Source organism: Pseudarthrobacter phenanthrenivorans Sphe3 (assembly GCF_000189535.1).
In the GTDB taxonomy this organism is placed as follows: domain Bacteria; phylum Actinomycetota; class Actinomycetes; order Actinomycetales; family Micrococcaceae; genus Arthrobacter; species Arthrobacter phenanthrenivorans.
This window is the reverse complement of record NC_015145.1, coordinates 4,068,441-4,082,663: the sequence shown is the minus strand read 5'-3', so window position 1 is coordinate 4,082,663 and position 14,223 is coordinate 4,068,441. Positions and strand designations below refer to the sequence as shown.

At 66.0% G+C, this 14,223-nt stretch carries 14 protein-coding genes; 9 read left to right on the top strand and 5 right to left on the bottom strand.

The genetic code is table 11. The features are described from left to right. Positions 1–17 precede the first annotated feature (17 nt). Positions 18–2,081 carry a PTS mannitol transporter subunit IICBA gene (locus ASPHE3_RS18920; protein ID WP_013602797.1) on the top strand — a complete coding sequence of 688 codons (2,064 nt, stop codon included), beginning with the start codon at positions 18–20 and terminating at the stop codon, positions 2,079–2,081. After that, a complete protein-coding gene (locus ASPHE3_RS18915) occupies positions 2,081–3,244 on the top strand; it encodes a mannitol-1-phosphate 5-dehydrogenase (RefSeq protein ID WP_013602796.1) in 1,164 nt (387 codons plus the stop codon). Before ASPHE3_RS18920 ends, ASPHE3_RS18915 begins: the two co-directional genes overlap by 1 nt. Before the next feature lie 114 nt (positions 3,245–3,358). Here the strand turns inward: ASPHE3_RS18915 and ASPHE3_RS18910 are convergent, their stop codons facing one another. Continuing rightward, positions 3,359–3,643 (bottom strand): hypothetical protein, encoded by a 285-nt coding sequence (locus tag ASPHE3_RS18910; protein ID WP_013602795.1) that lies wholly within the window; start codon positions 3,641–3,643, stop codon positions 3,359–3,361. A gap of 147 nt (positions 3,644–3,790) precedes the next feature. Between ASPHE3_RS18910 and ASPHE3_RS18905 the strand changes: the two genes are divergently transcribed. Then, positions 3,791–4,279: a GNAT family N-acetyltransferase gene (locus ASPHE3_RS18905; protein WP_013602794.1), complete on the top strand. Its 489-nt coding sequence runs from the start codon at positions 3,791–3,793 to the stop codon at positions 4,277–4,279. An 82-nt stretch (positions 4,280–4,361) separates the two neighbouring features. Here the strand turns inward: ASPHE3_RS18905 and ASPHE3_RS18900 are convergent, their stop codons facing one another. From ASPHE3_RS18900 to rraA, 3 genes are all read right to left on the bottom strand, one after another. After that, the gene (locus ASPHE3_RS18900; protein WP_013602793.1) at positions 4,362–5,801 is read right to left on the bottom strand and encodes a sugar porter family MFS transporter; all 1,440 of its coding nucleotides are present in this window, start codon (positions 5,799–5,801) and stop codon (positions 4,362–4,364) included. 210 nt (positions 5,802–6,011) lie between these two features. After that, the gene (locus tag ASPHE3_RS18895; protein ID WP_013602792.1) at positions 6,012–7,664 is read right to left on the bottom strand and encodes an MDR family MFS transporter; all 1,653 of its coding nucleotides are present in this window, start codon (positions 7,662–7,664) and stop codon (positions 6,012–6,014) included. 96 nt (positions 7,665–7,760) lie between these two features. Next, positions 7,761–8,255, bottom strand: a complete 495-nt coding sequence (rraA, locus tag ASPHE3_RS18890) for a ribonuclease E activity regulator RraA (protein ID WP_013602791.1) — start codon at positions 8,253–8,255, stop codon at positions 7,761–7,763. Positions 8,256–8,377: 122 nt separating this feature from the next. Between rraA and ASPHE3_RS18885 the strand changes: the two genes are divergently transcribed. From ASPHE3_RS18885 to ASPHE3_RS18865, 5 genes are all read left to right on the top strand, one after another. After that, positions 8,378–9,667: an MFS transporter gene (locus ASPHE3_RS18885; protein WP_041652387.1), complete on the top strand. Its 1,290-nt coding sequence runs from the start codon at positions 8,378–8,380 to the stop codon at positions 9,665–9,667. Positions 9,668–9,806: 139 nt separating this feature from the next. Continuing rightward, positions 9,807–10,415, top strand: a complete 609-nt coding sequence (locus tag ASPHE3_RS18880) for a TetR/AcrR family transcriptional regulator (protein ID WP_041652385.1) — start codon at positions 9,807–9,809, stop codon at positions 10,413–10,415. Between the two features lie 280 nt (positions 10,416–10,695). Further along, entirely contained in the window at positions 10,696–11,895 is a 1,200-nt protein-coding gene (locus tag ASPHE3_RS18875) for an NAD(P)-dependent malic enzyme (RefSeq protein WP_013602788.1), read from the top strand. 96 nt (positions 11,896–11,991) lie between these two features. Continuing rightward, entirely contained in the window at positions 11,992–12,495 is a 504-nt protein-coding gene (locus ASPHE3_RS18870) for a DUF456 domain-containing protein (protein WP_013602787.1), read from the top strand. A 40-nt stretch (positions 12,496–12,535) separates the two neighbouring features. Continuing rightward, positions 12,536–12,910 (top strand): nuclear transport factor 2 family protein, encoded by a 375-nt coding sequence (locus tag ASPHE3_RS18865; protein WP_013602786.1) that lies wholly within the window; start codon positions 12,536–12,538, stop codon positions 12,908–12,910. A 27-nt stretch (positions 12,911–12,937) separates the two neighbouring features. Here ASPHE3_RS18865 and ASPHE3_RS18860 read toward each other — a convergent pair whose 3' ends face one another. Further along, a complete protein-coding gene (locus ASPHE3_RS18860) occupies positions 12,938–13,144 on the bottom strand; it encodes a hypothetical protein (RefSeq protein WP_013602785.1) in 207 nt (68 codons plus the stop codon). A gap of 100 nt (positions 13,145–13,244) precedes the next feature. Between ASPHE3_RS18860 and ASPHE3_RS18855 the strand changes: the two genes are divergently transcribed. Continuing rightward, positions 13,245–14,222: a hypothetical protein gene (locus tag ASPHE3_RS18855; RefSeq protein ID WP_013602784.1), complete on the top strand. Its 978-nt coding sequence runs from the start codon at positions 13,245–13,247 to the stop codon at positions 14,220–14,222. The last annotated feature ends 1 nt before the right edge of the window (position 14,223 follow it).

The following is a 14,223-nucleotide window of genomic DNA, read 5'->3' as shown; positions in this document are numbered from 1 at the left end:
GACGGTTAGGAAATCACATGGCAACAGAGACAGTTGCAAAACCCCGTACCAGCGCGCGCGTGCACGTCCAAAAGTTCGGGACGTTCCTGTCCGGCATGATCATGCCCAATATCGGCGCCTTCATTGCGTGGGGCATCATCACAGCGCTGTTCATCGAGAAGGGCTGGCTGCCCGTTCCGCAGCTGGGCGGCTTCGGTGAGACAGACGGCGTCGCCAACACAGGCCTGGTGGGGCCGATGATCACCTACCTGCTGCCGCTCCTGATCGCCTACACCGGCGGCCGGATGGTCTACGACGTCCGCGGCGGCGTGGTGGGTGCCATCGGCACGATGGGCGTGATTGTGGGCGCCGGCATCCCCATGTTCATCGGTGCCATGATCATGGGCCCGCTGGGCGGCTGGACAATGAAGAAGATTGACGCCATTTGGGACGGCAAGATCCGCCCCGGTTTCGAGATGCTGGTCAACAACTTTGCCGCCGGCATCTGGGGCGCCCTGCTGGCCATGCTGGGCTTCTACGCCATCGCTCCTGTGGTTTCGGCCTTCAGCGAGGGCGCCGGCAACGTGGTCCAGTTCCTGGTGGACAACGGCCTGCTGCCCCTGACCAGCATCTTCATCGAGCCTGCCAAGGTGCTGTTCCTCAACAACGCCATCAACCATGGCGTGCTCACCCCGCTGGGCGTCCAGCAGTCGCTGGAGCAGGGCAAGTCCATCCTGTTCCTGCTTGAAGCCAACCCCGGCCCCGGCCTGGGCATCCTGCTCGCCTACATGCTCTTCGGCCGCGGTGCCGCCAAGGCATCCGCACCCGGTGCCGCCATCATCCACTTCCTGGGCGGCATCCACGAGATCTACTTCCCGTACGTCCTGATGCGCCCGCTGCTGATCCTGGCTGCGATCGCAGGCGGCATGACAGGCGTGGCCACGCTGGCCATCACGGGCTCAGGACTGGTGGCACCGGCAGCCCCCGGATCCATCTTTGCCGTGCTCGCCCAGACCTCCCGCGACAGCTACGTCGGAGTCATCCTCGCGGTCCTGCTGGCCACGGCCGCATCCTTCCTGGTGGCCTCCATCATCATGAAGACCACCAAGCACAGTGACGAGGTGGACCTCAACGACGCCACCTCGAAGATGGAGCAGATGAAGGGCAAGAAGAGCTCTGTAGCCTCCACGCTGACAGGCGCAGGCGCAGGCGCAGGTGCTGGCACGGGAGGCGGCGTGGGCGTCCTCGCCGGCCCGGTCCGCAACATTGTCTTCGCGTGCGACGCCGGCATGGGCTCGAGTGCCATGGGCGCCTCGGTGCTGCGGAACAAGATCAAGGCTGCCGGCTTCCCGGACGTCAAGGTCACCAACGCCTCCATCGCCAACCTCCGCGATGACTACGACGTGGTGATCACCCACCAGGACCTGACCGAGCGGGCCAAGCCTGCCACGGCCAGCGCCGTCCACTATTCCGTGGACAATTTCATGAGCAGCCCGCGGTACGACGAGATCGTTGAACTGGTGCGGGAGAGCAACACAGAGGGCGGGGCGGCAACTGAAGGCCCGGACGCCAGCGCGGGAACACCCGGCGGCGCCGCAGCTTCCGGTCCCGCAGTGGCAACGGCTGAGGCAGGCGCCGCCGCCGGTGGTGCTGCCGCCGGCGCCGGATCCGCCGAAATCCTGGCCCGCGAGAGTGTAGTGCTGGAGGGCTCGGCAACCACCCGCGACGCCGCCATTGACGAGGCAGGCCGGCTCCTGCTGGCACGCGGCGCCGTGGACGAGGACTACATTGCCGCCATGCATGAGCGCGAGCAGTCCGTGTCCACGTACATGGGCAGCTTCCTGGCCATCCCGCACGGAACCAACGCTGCCAAGGACCACATCCGCAAATCCGCAGTCTCCGTCATCCGCTACCCGGAGGGCATCGACTGGAACGGCAAGCAGGTGAAGTTCGTGGTGGGCGTCGCTGGCGTCAACAATGAGCACCTGCACATCCTGTCCTCCATCGCGAAGGTCTTCACCAACAAGGAGCAGGTTGCCCGGCTGGAGGCTGCCACTTCGGTGGATGAAGTACTGGAGCTCTTCGGAAAGGTCAACTCATAGTGAAGGCTGTACATTTCGGGGCCGGGAACATCGGACGCGGGTTTGTTGGGCTGCTCCTGCACGACGCCGGGTATGAGGTGGTGTTCGCGGACGTGGCCGAGGAGCTGATCGCACAGTTGGCTGCAGCGGACAGCTACCGGGTCCATGAGGTGGGCGAGGAAGCCACGGAGCGTCTGGTGCGCAACTTCCGGGCCTTGAACTCCAACACCCAGGAAGCCGAACTCATTGCGGAAATCGCGACGGCGGACATCGTCACCACGGCCGTGGGCCCGCATGTCCTGAAGTTCCTGGCTCCGGTGATCGCCAAGGGCATCGTTGCGCGGGAACCCGGCCTGGCACCCCTGCAGGTCATGGCCTGCGAGAACGCGATCAATGCCACCGACATCCTGGCCAAGGAGGTGGCCTCCCAGCCGGGGGCCGCCGCCGGTGCGCTCGACGGCAAGGCGGTGTTTGCCAACACGGCCGTGGACCGGATCGTCCCGAACCAGGAACCGGGGCAGGGGCTTGACGTCACCGTGGAGACGTTCTACGAGTGGGTCATTGACCGGACCGCCTTTGGCGGTGCGGCCCCCGCCATCCCCGGTGCCACATTCGTGGACGACCTCTCGCCGTACATCGAGCGGAAGCTGTTCACCGTCAACACCGGCCATGCCTCCGCCGCCTACTTCGGTTACGAGGCGGGGCTGGAAAAGATCTCCGATGCCATGGCCGACCAGGATGTTGCCGAGGACGTCCGGGCCGTGCTGGAGGAGACCAAGCAGCTGCTGGTCAGCAAACACGGCTTCAGCAACGACGAGCAGGAAGCCTACGTCCAGAAGATCCTGGTCCGGTTCTCCAACCCGTACCTGCCGGACACCGTCCACCGCGTGGGCCGTGCGCCGCTGCGGAAGCTGAGCCGGAACGAGCGGTTCATCGGTCCCGCAGCCGAACTCGCCGAGCGCGGCGTGGTGCCGGAGGCGCTTCTGGGCGCCATCGCCGCGGCGCTGCGCTTCAATGATCCCGCCGACGCCGAAGCTGTGGAATTGGCCGAGATCCTGGCCTCCTCCAGCCCGGCTGACGCCACCGTGCGGATCACCGGACTGGAGGAGGGCCATCCGCTGTTCAACGCTGTGGCCACCCTCGTGGAGGAACGCCAGGCGGAACTCGCCCAGGCCCCCGCCTAAACCCTCTCGCACTTACTGCCGCTTCTATCGCAACGCTCCGGCAGTTAATGCGGCTCTTGCCGCAACGCTCCTGCAACGCACGACGCCGGCACTCACCTGAGTGCCGGCGTCGTGCTACTTAACCGGGCCAGCCGCTGCGGTCCCGGTGAGTACCGAGCCCACGTACCGCATCACCAGGGATCCGGCTATCAGGGCCGCGGAGAACGGCAGGAAGAACAGGGTGACGAGCTGGAAGACCATGTTGAGGAGCGCGGCCATGGCCTGCGAATAGGACGGCCCCAACTGCAACGACTGGAGGATCTGGGGAGCAAGGATGACCGCGAACGCGCCGGCTGCGCCAATGATAATTCCTGCCCGCAGGGTGGTTTTCGGCAGGGCTGACAAAGTTTTCTGATCCATGACGGACTCCCCCAAAAGGTAATTCACTCCAACGCTGGTTTCCCAGCCAAACATGGGGCGCGGCTGAGGGCAAGGATGCAGGAGAGTCCGTGGAATGCTGGTTCAGTGACAACGAAACGTGCTTCTTCCGGTACTCCGCCATTTTTGATGACTGCCGACGTCGGCAGCGGGACTTTCCGTCTCCGCCCCGCCGCGCGCGGAGACCTGCTTGCCATCGTCCACCTCCTTGCGGACGATTCCATGGGTGCCGCGCGCGAAAGCGACCTGGACATGGAACCGTATGAGCGGGCCTTTGAAGCGATCGACGCCGACCCCCGCCACCTGCTCGTCGTGGGGGAATTGGTGCGACAGGGGTCAGCTGACACTCCCGTGGTGAGCACTTTCCAGATCAGCTTCCTGCCCGGCATCTCGCGGCGGGGCGCCTGGCGCTCGCAGATCGAGGGCGTGCGGGTGGCTGCCAGCGTCCGGGGCCAGGGCCTCGGCAACCTCATGATCCAGTGGGCCATCGACGAGTCCCGGCGCCGCGGGTGCTCACTGATGCAGCTGACTACCCACAAATCGCGGACTGCGGCGCACCGTTTTTATGGCCGACTTGGCTTCACAGCGGACCACGTAGGCATGAAGCTTTCGCTCTGATCGCTGCACCCACAAACGGGCACTGCACCCGGGAGTTCAGGGGTGCAATGCCCGTTGAAGGGGTGCAGAACGGAGGCGTGCGCTACGCCTTGGCGGAGCCCTTGGCCACGAACAGCGTCTCGGCCTGCTCCAGGGACATGCCGTTGGTCTCCGGGACCTTGAACATCACGAAGAAGAAGGACGCCGCCGCGAACAGGGCGTACATGGCGTAGGTCAGCGGCAGCGAGCCGGCGGCCATCACGGGGAAGCTGAGGGTGATCACGAAGTTCGCCACCCACTGCGCGGCGGCGGCCAGGCCAAGGGCGCGGGCGCGGATCCGTGACGGGAAGATCTCCCCCAGGAGCACCCACACCAGCGGTCCCCAGGATGCGCCAAAGCTGACCACGAAGACGTTGGCAGCCACGAGGGCCACCGGACCCCAGGCGCCCGGCAGGGAAATCTCGGAGCCGGTCCCCACGGCGGTGGAGAAGGCCAGGGCCATGGCGCCCAGGGACACGGCCATGCCCACGGACCCGGCCAGCAGGATGGGCCTGCGCCCGATCCGGTCCACCAGCGCGATGGCCACCAGGGTGACCAGGATGTTGGTGACGGACGTGGCAACGGAGATGGTGAGCGAGTCCTTCTCCTGGAAACCCACCGCCTTCCACAGGGTGGTGGAGTAGTAGAAAATCACGTTGATGCCCACGAACTGCTGCAAAACGGACAGGACGATGCCCACCCACACCACCGCCTGCAGTCCGAAGGTCCGGCCGCGCAGGGAGCCCTTCTGGCCGGCCAGCTTGTCTTCCTCGATCGCTTCGCGGATCTCGCGGATGTGCCGGTCGGTGTCCTCAGCCGGAGCAATCGAATCGAAGACCGCCCGGGCCTGGTCCTCCTTGCCCAGGAACACCAGGAACCGCGGCGATTCGGGAAGAGTGTAGGCCACCCAGCCGTAGACCACGGCGGGCACGGCGGCGGCAAGGAACATCCAGCGCCACGCCTCGATTCCCAGCCAGAAGGCCTGGTCCGCCCCGCCGGCGCTGGTGGCGAAGAGCGCATCGGACAGCAGCGCGGCGAAGATACCCGTGGTGATGGCCAGCTGCTGCAACGATGCCAGGCGGCCGCGGACCTTCCGCGGCGAAATTTCGGAGATGTACGCGGGGGCGATGACGGATGCCAGGCCGATTCCCAGGCCGCCGACCAGGCGCCAGAAGATCAGGTCCCAGACGCTGAAGGCGAAGCCAGTACCGAGGGCGCTGACCAGGAAGAGCAGCGCCCCCAGCTTCATCGCCGGGATGCGGCCGTAATGGTCGGCCACCTTGCCGGCGAGGTAGGCGCCGGCCGCGCAGCCCAGCAGGGCAATGGCCACGGCGAAGCCCGTGACGGCCTCAGACAGCGCAAACTCGTCCTTCATCGCGTCCACAGCGCCGTTGACCACGGACGAATCGAAGCCGAACAGGAATCCGCCCACCGCCCCCGCAAGGGCCAGCCAGATCACCCGCCGCGGTATCTGGGCGGTTGTCTGCTCCTGGGCAGTGGGCATGGTTCTCCCTTGGTCTGGGTTTTGGTGGATGCGGTGCGGACGTCGTCGGCTGCGGAACCGGCCCCTGGCCGGCGCACGCGCGTTACACAGTGTTCCATGCCACGGTGCGCCATTCCAGTTGAGCCGGCGGCGGTCCCGCTTGTCCGCAAACAAAAGACGACGACGGCGGGGCGCCCCGCCGTCGTCGTCCCCTGTCTGGTCCGGGCCGGCTTAGTGGGCTGCGGCGGGTTCTTGCACCACTGCCTTGGAGTCGGTGAGCTTCTTGTTGGGCAACGCGAAGCTGATCAGGAATGCGATCCCGGTAAGGACGGCTGCGGTGAGCATCACGGCGTCGATCGCGTAGGCGAAACCCTCCGTGATGGGGCGGGTCAGTGTGCTGTTGGCGGTATGCAGCCAGCTCGTGTCGTTCAGGGACTCGTTGGACGCCCCGTTGCGGAAGAACTCGTAGAGCTTGGCGTTGGCGGGGTCGGCGGCAACCGCCGGGTCCTGAAGGACCGCCTGGTACGCAGGGCTTTCCATGGCTGACCTCATGGTGTCCGCGATCCTGGCCGCGGCAAGGCTGAACAGCATGGAGATGAACACTGCGGTGCCCACGGCGCCTCCCATGGAGCGGAAGAATGCGGCCGAGGAGGTGCCCACGCCCATGTCCCGCCGCGGCACGGACACCTGCATGGCGAGGGTGAGCGGCTGCATGCAGAAGCCCAGGCCCATGCCGAAGAACACGGCGATAACGCCCGGAACCCACAAGCCGGTGTCCACGCCCAGGCTGAGTCCCATGACGGTGGCGGCAGCGGTGAGGATGGCCGTGCCCAGGATGGGGAAGATGCGGTAGGTGCCGGACGCGGAAATGGTACGCCCGGCCGTGATGGAGCCGCTGAGGATGCCGACGGTGAAGGTGATCATCATCAGGCCCGCCTCCGTGGGGGTCAGGCCCTTCACCAGCTGCAGGTACATCGGCAGCATGGCGATGGCGCCGAACATGCCGATGCCGATGATGAAGTTCAGCAGCGAAGACAGTCCGAAGGTGGCGTTCCGGAAGAGCCGCAGCGGGATCAGGGCGTAGTCGCCGGCACGCTTCTCTGCGAGCAGGAACCACACGATGCCCACCACGCCAAGCCCGTAGCAGAGGAAGGAGTTCAGCGACGCCCAGCCCCAGCTCCGGCCCTGCTCCGCCACCAGCAGGAGCGGCACGATGGCCAGGGTGATGGCGGCAGCGCCCCAATAGTCGATCTTCTGCTTGGCGTGCTTGGCTGGCAGGTGCAGGAACAGGAACACCACGGCCAGGGCGGCCAGGCCGATGGGCAGGTTGATGAAGAACACCCAGCGCCAGCCGTCGAAGCCCAGGATGGTGGAGGAGCCCGCGAAGGCGCCGCCCACTACGGGGCCCAGCACTGAAGAAATGCCGAACACGGACATGAAGTAGCCCTGGTACTTGGCCCGGTCCTTCAGGGACACGATGTCCCCGATGATGGTGAGCGCGAGGGCCAGGAGGCCGCCGGCCCCGAGGCCCTGGACGCCCCGGGCAAGCGCCAGTTCGGTCATGGAGTGCACCGAGCCCGCATACAGGGAGCCGGCGAGGAAGATCACGATGGCGATCAGATAGAGCGGACGGCGTCCGAAGATGTCGCTCAGCTTGCCATACAGAGGCGTGCTGACGGTGGAGGTGATCAGGTACGAGGTGGTGGCCCAGGCCTGGAGCGAGAGGCCGTCCAGGTCGTTGGCAATGGTGTAGATGGACGTGGACACAATGGTCTGGTCCAGCGAGGCCAAGAACATACCCAGCATCAGGCCAACCATTACGGTGACGATCTGGCGCTGCGTCAGGGTTTCTCCGCCGGCGCGCGCGGCAGGGGCTTGGGTCATGGGGGCTCCAGGAGACGAAAGAGGATCAAAGCGTAGGATAGTTGCTTTCAGTAACTATCCTACGCCGGTTCCTATTCCCGGGGCCGGAATTCCCTTTTACCGCTCCACGAGGATTCCGTCCGGATCACACCAGATCATGGCCCCGGTCCGGATGGTCACGCCGTCGATCACCACGTCCACGTCCACCTCCCCGGCGCCGTCCCTGGCGCTCTTGCGGGGATTGCTGCCCAGGGCCTTCACGCCCAGGTCCAGTGCGGCGATTGCTTCACGGTCCCGTATTGCGCCGTTGATGACGACGCCGGCCCAGCCGTTGGCCACGGCGCTTTCGGCGATCATGTCCCCCATCAGGGCCGTGCCCAGTGAGCCGCCGCCGTCCACCACCAGGACGCAGCCGTTGCCCGGCGTTGCGAGCGTGGACTTCACGAGCGCGTTGTCCTGGAAGCAGCGGATGGTCCGCGCCCTCCCGCTGAAGTGTGAGCGGCCGCCCAACGACTGGAACTGCAGGGACACGGAGGCCAGCTCCTCACCGCGCTCATCGTAGAGATCCGCCGTGTTGACGGCTGCCGTACTGGGGGTTGGTGCTGCACTCATAATGCTCTCCTCGATGCTGCGGCGGCTGTGGCCGTTCCGGCGGCAGTTTCCGCGGGAAACGGTACCGCCCACGATAGTCTGACTCCGTCACCAACCAGCAGCAGTCCGGGGGAGTTAATGCCATGAGCCTGTCCGATACTCCCGCACCTCCCGGTCGCCGGGCGATGCCCCCCGGCGGTCAGCCGGCGGCGCTCGCCGAACCCGGACGAAGGGTCACGGCACGCTGGGTGACCGGGCTGGTCCTGGTCAACGTCGGCATCAATGCCGCGTTCTTCGGCCCCATCAACGTGTTCATCGGGCAGCAGGCCATCAGCATTGATGAGCCCGGCAAGGAGGCGATACTGTCGCTGGCCACGGCATGCGGGGCCGCCGTCTCGCTGGTGGCGAATCCGCTTTTTGGTGCCCTTTCCGACCGCACAACGTCCCGCTGGGGCCGCAGGTCGCCGTGGGTGCTGGCCGGGGCGGTGCTGGCGACGGCGGCCCTGCTGGCCATGTCCGGGGCCGCGACCGTGGCGCTTATGGTGCTGTTCTGGTGCCTGGTCCAGCTTGGTGCCAATGCCGCTTACGCCGCCATCACAGCTGCCGTACCGGACCGGGTGCCGGTACCCCAGCGCGGGAAAGTAGGCGGGATGGCTGCCATGGGCCAGACGCTGGGCATCCTCACCGGGGCTGTTTTCGGCGCAGTGGTGTCGGGAAACTTCGTGGTGGGCTACTGGCTTTGCGCCGCCGCCCTGGCGCTCTCCGTCCTCCCATACCTCTTCCACCGTGACGACCCCGTCCTCCATAAGGGGGTCCTGCCGCCGTTTCGGATGCTCGCCTTCCTCACCGGATTTTGGATCAGCCCCAGGCTGTACCCGGACTTCGCCTGGGCCTGGCTCACCCGCTTCCTGGTCAACGTGGGCAACCAGCTGACCATTGTCTACCTCCTGTTTTTCCTCCGGGACGTCCTGCGCCACGAGGATCCGGCGGCCGGCGTGCTGGTCCTCACCGGCATCTACGCGGTCATGGTGATGGTCACGGCCGTGGTGGCCGGGCCGTGGAGTGACCGGGTGGGCCGCCGGAAGCCCTTCGTCATCGGTTCCTCGGCCACCATCGCGATGGCAGGCATGATCATGGCCTTCTTCCCGGTGTGGCCTGGGGCCCTGGCAGGTGCCGCCGTCCTGGGCATCGGGTTCGGTGCCTACCTGGCAGTGGACTTTGCGCTGCTGACTCAGGTCCTTCCCATGGCGGCGGATCGCGGGAAGGACATGGGCATCATCAATGTGGCCAACTCCTTGCCCCAGGTCGTTGCCCCGTTCCTGGCCTTCATGGCAGTTACGGCCTGGGGCGGCTACCGCACCCTCTTCGTTACGGCAGCGATTGTCGGCCTGCTTGGTGCCGTGTTCGTGGTGAAGATCAAGAGCGTCCGGTAATCCAGGTTCCGACCGGGAACTAAGCCTCCTGACTAATTACGTCACTATGGCGTGCCGTATAGTTGAACCGGACTGCCGGCGGTCCGGTATGGGGATGATCGCGGCTGCTGCACCATACGTACACAACCCCGGAATGCTGATGCCCGATACCATCTCAGACCATCCGCCCATGGCCCCCAGGCCCTCCGCGCCGCGCCAGCGCCTCCGCTATTCCAAGATCCTTGAAGCCGCAGGAGGGTTTGCGCGCAAAGGCCTTGATTCAGTGGAGTTCACGGAGGTGGCCGAAAGGGCGGATGTCCCGCTGGGCACCCTTTACCGGTATTTTCCTACCCCCACCCACTTGATGCTTGCCCTCTACCGCCATCAGCTGGAGGAGCTTCAGGGGTCGGGACGGAACGGGGCGGCCCGCTTCCGCGGCAGGGCCCTTGCCGGGCTGGTGATGGAGATCTTCCATATGCGGGTGATGCAGCCCGCCGTGGAACAGTGCCTGAGCCGCGGCGTCTACCTTCCGGACAGGGATACCACCGGGCTTCTGCGGGAGATCGACGCGCTGAGTGAAAAAGTGGTGGCTGATGCATGCGGCGACGATGTCGCGGCACGGGTCCTCCTTTTGACGGTCACTGGTCTGGTCCAGTCCGTGCGGAACCGCAGGCTGTCCCTCTTTGAGGCAGAGGAAGACCTCAAGAAGGCATGTGCCCGCCTGTCGGAAGGTGGAAAAGCGGGTTACAAACTCCACCGGAGCGCGTAACCGGTCTAGACCAATTGGGCATTAAATCAGCCATATAGCAGTGGCGTAGGTCACTAAGGGCCGTGAAGAATCGTTATGGCACCGCCGGCGGTCCGTAAAGCTGTCACCCGCCCCCATTTCCCGCCCCTACGATGGTGCCAACGGAGCAGCGGGCACCACCCCGGGCTCCCACAGACCCGCCACCCTTGGGTTCCTGCCGCATCCATGCCATCGCCCTGGCCGCTTTTCCGCCCGGGCTCCCATATGCCGTGTCCACGGCGAGCACCCAGGAGACAACGACGTGTCCATTGACGCACTTGCAGCTACCGACAATTCTGCAGCCACGGCTTTGACTGAAGAGGAGATCTTCGATGCCCACCAGGGCGGCAAGCTCTCCATAGCCAGCACCGTCCCGCTGTCCAACAAGCGCGACCTGTCCATCGCCTACACGCCGGGCGTGGCCGAGGTCAGCCGCGCCATCCACGCCAAGCCGGAACTTGCCCGCACCCTCACCTGGGCCGAACGCCTGGTGGTCGTGGTCAGCGACGGGACCGCCGTCCTGGGACTCGGCAACATCGGCGCCAGCGCCTCCCTGCCGGTGATGGAGGGCAAGTCCGCCCTGTTCAAGACCTTCGGCGATCTGGATTCCATTCCCTTGGTACTGAACACCACCGACGTGGACGAGATCGTGGAGACGCTGGTCCGCCTGCGCCCCAGTTTCGGTGCCGTCAACCTCGAGGACATCTCCGCTCCCCGCTGCTTCGAACTGGAAGAGAAGCTGATCGAGGCGCTGGACTGCCCGGTGATGCACGACGATCAGCACGGAACCGCCGTCGTGGCCCTTGCCGCGCTGACCAACGCCGCCAAGGTGACCGGGCGCGGACTCGATACGCTCCGCGTGGTGGTCTCCGGCGCAGGCGCGGCAGGCATCGCCGTTGCCGAGATCCTGCTGGCCGCGGGAATCACCGACGTTGTCCTGCTGGACTCACGCGGCATCATCAACAGTGCACGGCCGGATCTTGCAGCCGACCCTGCCAGCAAGAAGGCCCACATCGCCGGCCGCAGCAACCCCCGCAGCGTGAAAGGCGGGCCGGCCGAAGCCCTCGCCGGGGCGGACGTCTTCATCGGCGTCTCCTCCTCCAAGCTCGACGAGGAACACCTTAAGCTCATGAACAAGGACGCCATCGTCTTCGCGCTCTCCAACCCGGACCCGGAGGTCCTGCCTGAGGTTGCCGCGAAGTATGCCGCCGTCGTCGCCACGGGCCGCAGTGACTTCCCCAACCAGATCAACAACGTGCTCGCCTTTCCCGGCATCTTCCGCGGCGCGCTGGACGCCGGAGCACGCCGCATCACCCCGGCGATGAAGCTGGCAGCTGCCCACGCCATCGCTGAACTTGCCGCCGAAGACCTGTCTGCGGACTACATCGTGCCCAGCCCGCTGGATCCCCGCGTTGCCCCCGCCGTCACGGCAGCCGTCGCCGCTGCCGTGGAAGCGGAGTAGCCTCCTTCCCTTTCGGAAAGTCCGACGGCGGTGCCTCCCCTGCGTGGTAGGCGCCGCCGTCGGGGTTAAGCGTGCGGCAACCATAGACTGGAGCCCATGACTTCCGAAACCGTGGTGACCATCCTGTGCGGCCTGGCTATTCTCGTAGGCGTCGCCGGGACAGTCATCCCGGTCCTTCCGGGCAGCATCCTGATAGGCGCCGGCCTGCTTACTTGGGCTATCTGGGGCGGCGCCGGGACGGCGGGGTGGGTGGTGTTCGCCATTGCCATGGTCTTCGTGGTGGCGGGCATGGCCGCCAGCGCGGTCCTGACCGGCCGGAAGCTGAAACAACATGCAATTCCCAGCCGCAGCATCGCGGCCGGCCTGGCGGCGGGCGTAGTTGGGATGTTCATCATTCCCGTAGTTGGGCTCTTCGTGGGTTTCGCCGCCGGTCTGCTGGTAAGTGAATTCCTCCGCACCCGGAACCTGGGTACGGCAACCACGTCCAGTTGGGCGGCCCTGAAGGCAACGGGCCTGGGCATGCTCGCCGAGTTCGGGCTGGCCTGCCTCGCTGCCAGCACCTGGGTGATCGGCGTGTGGATTGCCGCCGTCAGCGGCTGAAACCCTTGCGGCCCGAACACGGCAGGCGTAGAACGGCACCATGACGGAGCGGACTTCAGCACACGAACAGGTTGCCGGCTGGGTGGAAAGATACCAGGCCGCGTGGACCAGCAACCGGCCCGAGGATATCCGGGCCCTATTCACGCCGGAAGCGCGCTATGAAACGCGGCCTGGCGATCCCAGCCCGTGGCTGGGGCATGACGGCATCGTGGAGGGCTGGCTGGAGGCCCGGGACGAACCCGCGGACTGGACCTTTACATGGGAACTGCTTGGAGCTGACGGTGACACAGCCTTCGTGCAGGGGGTTACGACGTACCTGGGGGACCGCCCCACGTATGACAACCTGTGGGTGATCCGGTTCGACGGGGAGGGCCGCGCCTCCTCCTTCACTGAATGGTTCATGGAGCGGACCTGAAGGCAGGACGGCGCGGCGTAACGCCGGCTAGAGGCCCAGCCCTCCCAGCTTGTCGCCGAGGCCGCCGGGAAGCCTGCCGAGCAGGTCCGCCGGGTTGATGCCCAGCTTCGACAGGAGGCCGGCGTGCTGCTCGGTGTCCACCTGGTCCGGGAGCTCTGCCTCTGCCTGGGCGGCCTTGTCGTTGTCTCCGTTGTTCCTGAGGAGTTCCAAAATCTGGGACTTGTCGATGTTCATGGCATTCTCCTTGCTGATTGAACGGAACTGCTAAGGGTGCTTACCACCCTTGCGGAAATCACGGGTGAGGACAAGTGCTGCTCCCGGCTAGCATGGAAAGATGACCGCCGGGGACCCTGCACCGATCTATTGGGACAGGCGCGACCTCACGCCTTTTGGCCAGCCCCAGCTGCGCACGCCCGTACATGACCTCGCCGGGGGAGTGGGCGAACTGCTGACTGGCGTGCTCGGGGGACGCAACGCGGCCCTGCTGTCCGTGGACGGTGAAGTCCCACGCCTCAAGCGGATGCTCCCCAAGCCGGCCAGGGCCGTCCATGAGGCCATCTTCACCAGCCGCGAGCCCGAACGCCTCATCAGCCTGGCGCGGGCCTACCCCGGCTGGGCCGGTCTGTGCTACCTGATGTCGGGGCTGCTCGCCTACAAGCATGGGGGCTACCTGCGCGCCTCGGAGCTCCTGCAGCGGGGCCTCACCACCCGGAACGACGACGAAGCGAACCGCTACTCGTCCACCTACCTCACCAGGATCGTCTCCCGCATCGAACTTGCCGAACGCGTGGAGATCCCGGTCCTGTTCAGCGAGGAGTCCGTGTTCCTTGCCCTTGCGCATTCGCTCCGGGAGACAGGCCGCACCGAGGCGGCACTTGATGCCCTGGCCGGACTTCCGCCGTCGCTCCCCATGGCGCTGGCGCGCTGTTCGCTGGCACTGACACTTGGCCGGAGCCGGACGGTCATCGACTGGACGGAAGGCCTGCTCAACGCCGATGATCTTTCCGCCGCGCTGCTGCTGGTGCGGGCACGCGCCCTGCGGCGGGAAGGCCGGCTGGAGGCGGCTAACCAGGCGCTTGCCGAGGTCCTGCGCCGGCGCAAAACCCACATGACCCTGCGCAATGACGCACTCACAGACCGTGCATTGCTTCTGTTGGACTCCAGCCGCCGTTCGCTCAACCCCCGGGACTGGGGGCGGCGGCGCGAGGACCCGGTGCCGCAGAAGGAGATCGCGGCGCCGGTCCCCATCCGCAAGGACGAGGAGATGCGGCGGATCTGGGAACAGGACTGGAAGCGGCTAAGCGACGAATAGG

Bases quoted from the DNA above. Each gene is read 5' to 3' on its own strand.
- ASPHE3_RS18920 (WP_013602797.1), top strand. From the start codon at position 18: ATGGCAACAGAGACAGTTGCAAAACCCCGTACCAGCGCGCGCGTGCAC.
- ASPHE3_RS18910 (WP_013602795.1), bottom strand. From the start codon at position 3,643: ATGGATCAGAAAACTTTGTCAGCCCTGCCGAAAACCACCCTGCGGGCA.
- ASPHE3_RS18905 (WP_013602794.1), top strand. From the start codon at position 3,791: ATGACTGCCGACGTCGGCAGCGGGACTTTCCGTCTCCGCCCCGCCGCG.
- ASPHE3_RS18900 (WP_013602793.1), bottom strand. From the start codon at position 5,801: ATGCCCACTGCCCAGGAGCAGACAACCGCCCAGATACCGCGGCGGGTG.
- ASPHE3_RS18895 (WP_013602792.1), bottom strand. From the start codon at position 7,664: ATGACCCAAGCCCCTGCCGCGCGCGCCGGCGGAGAAACCCTGACGCAG.
- rraA (WP_013602791.1), bottom strand. From the start codon at position 8,255: ATGAGTGCAGCACCAACCCCCAGTACGGCAGCCGTCAACACGGCGGAT.
- ASPHE3_RS18885 (WP_041652387.1), top strand. From the start codon at position 8,378: ATGAGCCTGTCCGATACTCCCGCACCTCCCGGTCGCCGGGCGATGCCC.
- ASPHE3_RS18880 (WP_041652385.1), top strand. From the start codon at position 9,807: ATGCCCGATACCATCTCAGACCATCCGCCCATGGCCCCCAGGCCCTCC.
- ASPHE3_RS18870 (WP_013602787.1), top strand. From the start codon at position 11,992: ATGACTTCCGAAACCGTGGTGACCATCCTGTGCGGCCTGGCTATTCTC.
- ASPHE3_RS18865 (WP_013602786.1), top strand. From the start codon at position 12,536: ATGACGGAGCGGACTTCAGCACACGAACAGGTTGCCGGCTGGGTGGAA.
- ASPHE3_RS18860 (WP_013602785.1), bottom strand. From the start codon at position 13,144: ATGAACATCGACAAGTCCCAGATTTTGGAACTCCTCAGGAACAACGGA.
- ASPHE3_RS18855 (WP_013602784.1), top strand. From the start codon at position 13,245: ATGACCGCCGGGGACCCTGCACCGATCTATTGGGACAGGCGCGACCTC.